The 4882-nt window shown below is 62.8% G+C and carries 3 protein-coding genes and 1 pseudogene; 3 read left to right on the forward strand and 1 reads right to left on the reverse strand.

The features are described 5' to 3' along the window. The 3 genes and pseudogenes from ACIQ17_RS30780 to ACIQ17_RS30790 all read left to right on the forward strand — a co-directional run. Positions 1-424 (forward strand): annotated as a pseudogene (locus ACIQ17_RS30780) (cell division protein FtsH); the annotation flags it as partial. A 154-nt stretch (positions 425-578) separates the two neighbouring features. Next, positions 579-1805: a glycosyltransferase family 87 protein gene (locus ACIQ17_RS30785; RefSeq protein ID WP_398473279.1), complete on the forward strand. Its 1227-nt coding sequence runs from the start codon at positions 579-581 to the stop codon at positions 1803-1805. After that, positions 1805-3019, forward strand: a complete 1215-nt coding sequence (locus ACIQ17_RS30790) for a glycosyltransferase family 87 protein (protein WP_398473280.1) — start codon at positions 1805-1807, stop codon at positions 3017-3019. Before ACIQ17_RS30785 ends, ACIQ17_RS30790 begins: the two co-directional genes overlap by 1 nt. Here the strand turns inward: ACIQ17_RS30790 and ACIQ17_RS30795 are convergent. Further along, positions 3016-4882 (reverse strand): TonB-dependent receptor domain-containing protein (locus ACIQ17_RS30795; protein WP_398473281.1); only part of this gene is annotated, 1867 nt, incomplete at its 5' end. The two genes, ACIQ17_RS30790 and ACIQ17_RS30795, sit on opposite strands and share 4 nt — an antisense overlap.

A 4882-nucleotide genomic window follows, 5' to 3' on the forward strand; every position in this document is an offset into this window, starting at 1 on the left:
CCAGGCCACCCGCCTGGCGCGCATGATGGTCACCCGCTGGGGCCTCTCGGAAGAGCTCGGCACGGTCTCCTATGGTGACAACAATGACGAGGTGTTCCTCGGCATGCAGATGGGGCGCCAGCAGGCTGTCTCGGAAGCCACTGCGCAGAAGATCGATTCGGAAGTGCGCCGCCTCGTCGAGGATGGCTACAAGGAAGCGACCCGGATTCTCACCGAGAAGCGCGACGATCTGGAAACGCTGTCCAAGGGCCTGCTCGAATTCGAGACGCTCTCTGGCGACGAGATCAAGGACCTGCTCGACGGCAAGAAGCCGAATCGCGAGTCGGTGCTGGAGCCGACCGGTCCGCGCACCTCCGCCGTGCCGCCTGCCGGCAAGCCGCGCCCGCGCCCGGATTCGGGCATGGAACCGCAGCCGCAGGCGTAATCTCGCGCACACGAAATGCGAACGCGGCCGAAAGGCCGCGTTTTTCGTTGGTGCGGCAAGTCGGCACGACCCCGGAAAGTCCCGCGTTCATTTACGGTTCTGCAAGCGCCGACTGGCAGGTTGCTGCCCGAGAAACGCGTCACAGGGAGCCGGCATGGCCGCCGCGCATACGGCATCTGACAGCCATGGACAGTTCGCAGGCCTGCTTGCCCGGCTGTGCGTCATGCTTGCTGCCGCACAGCTCGTTGCTCTTCCCCTGCTGTGGTTCTCGAATGACTGGATCATTGGCCGTGAAGGCGTCGCGATCCCGACGGATTTCATCAATGTCTGGACGGCTGGCCGCATCGCTTTGACCGGGCATGCAGCCGACGCCTATGACTGGGCGATCCAGAAACAGCTGGAAGTCGTCACGCTCGGCCGCGATTTCGAGGGCTATTATGCGTGGCATTACCCGCCACCGTTCCTGTTCGTCGCGGCTGCGCTCGCCATGCTGCCTTATGTGCCAGCCTATATGGCCTGGCCGGTCGTCAGCTTCATTCCATTCGCCATCGTCATGCGCGCCATCGTGGGGCGGCCGTTCGGCTGGGCTCTGGCTGCCGGAATTCCCGTGGTGCTGGCCAATGCGATGGTCGGTCAGAATGGCTTTCTCACCGCGGCGCTGATCGGCGCCACGCTGGTGCTGCTGCCGACGCGTCCGGTCCTTGCGGGCATCTGTCTCGGGCTTCTGAGCTACAAGCCGCAATACGGCCTGCTGTTTCCATTGGTGCTGGTGGCCGCCTTGCAATGGCGCGTGATCATGGCGGCGGCTGCCACCGTGCTTGTCATGGCGGTGATCAGCCTCGGCGTGTTCGGTCTGGATGCCTGGACGGCGTTCCTGCGCTGGTTGCCCGTCGCCTCAAGCACGTTCCTCGACAATGGCGGTGCGTTGATCTGGGGCAAGATGCAAAGCGTCTACGCCGCGACACGCTATCTGGGCGGCAGCGATCAAATCGGCTGGGCACTGCAAACAACGGCCGGCGTCATCACGGCGATTGCCCTCATGATCCTGTGGCGCGGCCGTGCGCCCTACACGATCAAGGCTGCAGGCCTCGCGGTCGGCATCCTCCTCGCGACGCCCTATATCTTCCTCTATGACCTGATGGTGCTGGCCGTGGCCATCGCCTTTCTCGTGCGTGCTGGCCTGCAGACCGGGTTTCATCGCTTCGAGTTGCCATTGCTGGGCGCTGCCGGCGCCTTGCTCTTGCTGTTCTGGCTGGTGACGGCCCCGGTGGGATTGATCGCGACGCTGCTCGTCGCCGTCGTCGTCGCGCGACGGGCCTGGCGTGTCTATGTGCCGGTGACGGAACGAGCGGTGCCATCGAAACTCGCGGCTTCTATCTGATGACTGGATTGCAGCTTTCCCCGGTGACGACGAACAAGACGGTCCCGCCAGCGCTGGTGATCGGCTGCGCCATCCTTGCCATCCTGCAGATCGCGTTCTTTCCGCTCTACTACGGCCATGGCTGGATCCATGAAGATGGCGGCCTTGGCTCGCCCACCGATTTCATCAATGTCTGGTCTGCCGGTCGTCTGGTGCTCGATGGCCATCCGGCATGGGCCTATGACTGGGACATCCAGAAGAAGGTCCAGATTGCTGTGCTGGGCCAGAATTATCCCGGCAATTTCGCCTGGCACTATCCGCCGCCATTCCTGTTCATCGCGGCACTCTTGGCGAAGCTTCCCTACGCAGTGGCCTTTGCCGGCTGGGCCTGTATCAGTGCCGTGCCTTACCTCGCAGCGATGCGGGCGATCGTCTGTCGGCCGTTCGGACTTCTGCTGGCGCTCGCGTTTCCTGTCGTGTTCACCAATGTGCTGGTCGGGCAGAACGGATTTCTCACCGCATCGCTGATCGGCGGCATGCTGGTGTTGCTGCCGTCGCGGCCGATCCTTGCGGGCATCTGCCTCGGTCTGCTCAGCTACAAGCCGCAATATGGCTTACTCTTTCCGCTTGTTCTCATCGTGGCCGCGCAGTGGCGGGCTTTTGCCAGTGCAGCCGTCACCACCATCGCGCTCGCTCTGGTGTCTTGGCTCGCCTTTGGTTTCGAGAGCTGGCAGGCCTTCGTCAAATGGATGCCGATGTTTTCGCAAGCCTTCCTCGTTGAAGGCCGTGCTCCATGGGGCAAGATGCAGAGCATCTTTGCACTGATGCGCTATCTCGACAGCAGCGAGACGCTGGCCTGGACCCTGCAATGGAGTCTCGTTGCTATGGTCGCGGCCTCGTTGGTCTGGCTTTGGCGCAGCCAGGCCCGTTACGAATGGAAGGCAGCCGGACTTGCGATCGGCGCATTGCTGGCGACGCCCTATCTGTTTCTCTACGACGTGATGGTACTGGCGATTGCCGTCGGCTTCATCGCCCGCGTGGGCCTCGCGGAGGGGTTCCAGCGCCACGAATTGCCGATGCTTGTCGCGGCATTCGCGCTGATCATCGCCTACCAGTTCCTCGGCGCACCGACAGGCTTTGGTGCTACATTGCTTGTCGCGGTGGTCGTCATCATGCGCGTCGCCACCGAGCGCGCCTCGGCCACACCCGTGCGCGAGACGATGGCGATCGCCTAGAGCTTCACCCGGATGCCGCCATAGATCGCGAAAGGTTGGCCAGGTACCTGGGTGCGCTGGTCCGTGAGCGAGATCGGCAGGCCTGCCTTCGACGTGCCTTCGGATTCGAAATAGGTTCCGAACAGCGCGTAGCGCTTGTCGAACAGGTTGTTGATGACGCCGAACAGCGTGACATTCTTTGTCACCTCGTAGGACGTGTGCAGATTGACCACCGCATAGCTCGGCAGTTTCTGGTTCAGGTTGCTGTCATCGCCCACGTAATAGCGTTCACCCACCACCACGAGATCGGCACCGACTTTCCATTGCGGGGTGACCAGATAGTCCGCGCCGAACTTGAACTGGTGTTGCGGAATGCCGGGGATGCGGTTGCCGGAGGTGACGAAGATATTGCCGTCGTCGTCGGATGATGGGTTGTTCGGCGAGGCCAGCGTGCCGTTGAAGCGGTAGGTGGCGTCGATATAGCTGTAGCCGGCATAAGCGATCCAGCGCGGCGCCTTGTATTCGGCGGAGAGCTCGATGCCCTGGCGCCGTGTCAGTGGCACGTTCTGATAGTAGCCGCGACCCTGGATGCTGCTGGCCAGCGTGATGATGTCGTTGTTGCTGTCCGTGCGGAACAGGCCGGCCTTCCAGTCCAGAATGCCTTCGGCAAAGGGCATGTTGCCGCGCAGGCCGGCTTCATAGGTGTGGCCGACCACTTGCGTGAGCGGGGGATCCGAGACCAGGAAGTTCTCCAGCAGGCAGGGCCGGTCCGGATTGGAGCAGCCGAGTTCGAGCGGCGTCGGCGCGCGATTGGATTCCGAATAGCCGCCATAGACCGTGAGGCCGGGGACGATCTTGTAGGTCAGGCCGACCACCGGATTGAGCCGGGAGAATGTAGAGTCGGTGTTGAGATCGGGGCTGGTGCCGAGCAGGTCGCGCATGCTGATCTTGGCGACGTTGTAGCGCGCGCCGGCGGTGGCCGAGAGCTTGTCGGTGATGTCGAAGGTGTCGTTGATGTAGAAGCCGTAATAGGTGTTGCGCGAGGTCAGGCTGACCGGCGTGTAGCCGATATTGCCGAGCGTATGGACGATCGAGCCATTGCCGGGAATGGCGGGATTGTTGCCCACCGTCAGGTCCGGATAGATGTAGCCCAGCGTTGACGTCGCATCGAATGCGGTGCTGCCGCGATCGACGCTGGCGCCAATCACAAAGTGATTGCCGTGGCCGAAAATGCGGTCGTCATTGGTCGCCTGCAGCGATGCGCCATAGGTGTCGGATTTCGTGTTGGTGCGATCGATCGAGCCATAGGGCACCGGCGAACAGGTGTTGCCGACACCGGGCGGGCAGGGGATCGGTTGGTTGTTCTGGTCGAGCAGCACGAACTGGTTGCGGAAGGCAAGTGCCGCTGCGCCGGTGAAGGGCGAGGGCCGCGGGAAGCCGTCGTCTTCCAGGCATAGGCGATTGGGAAAGGACGACGCATTGCTGCAGCGCTCGAGTTCGGCATCATTGCCGTCCACGTGGTTCTGGCGGAAGAAGCGGCCATAGACATTGCCCTGCAGCGACCAGGTGTCGGTAACGGCGATCTTGCCGTTGAGGCCGACCAGCGCCATGTCGTTGTCGGTGGTCTGCGGGGTCGTGTAGACCGAGCGCCAATCATTGGCGAGCATCTGCACCGGGGTGGCCGCTGCGACGCCGAACGAGCTCTTCGACACCGCGCCATAGAGATGGAATTCGCTGCGGTCGTCGCGATAGCCGATGTCGCCATAGAAGCGGCCGAGTTTTGCCGGCGACTTCTGCCGCCAGCCGTCGTCGGTGAGGCCCTGCGCGGCGACATAGATGCCCCAATTGCCCATCTCGGCGCCGTATTGCATGCCACCCTGGCCG

Origin of the sequence: Tardiphaga sp., from assembly GCF_044340795.1 — a bacterium.
In the GTDB taxonomy this organism is placed as follows: Bacteria; Pseudomonadota; Alphaproteobacteria; order Rhizobiales; family Xanthobacteraceae; genus Tardiphaga.

Excerpts from the sequence above, each read along its gene's own strand:
- ACIQ17_RS30785 (WP_398473279.1), top strand. The coding sequence starts at position 579 with ATGGCCGCCGCGCATACGGCATCTGACAGCCATGGACAGTTCGCAGGC.
- ACIQ17_RS30790 (WP_398473280.1), top strand. The coding sequence starts at position 1,805 with ATGACTGGATTGCAGCTTTCCCCGGTGACGACGAACAAGACGGTCCCG.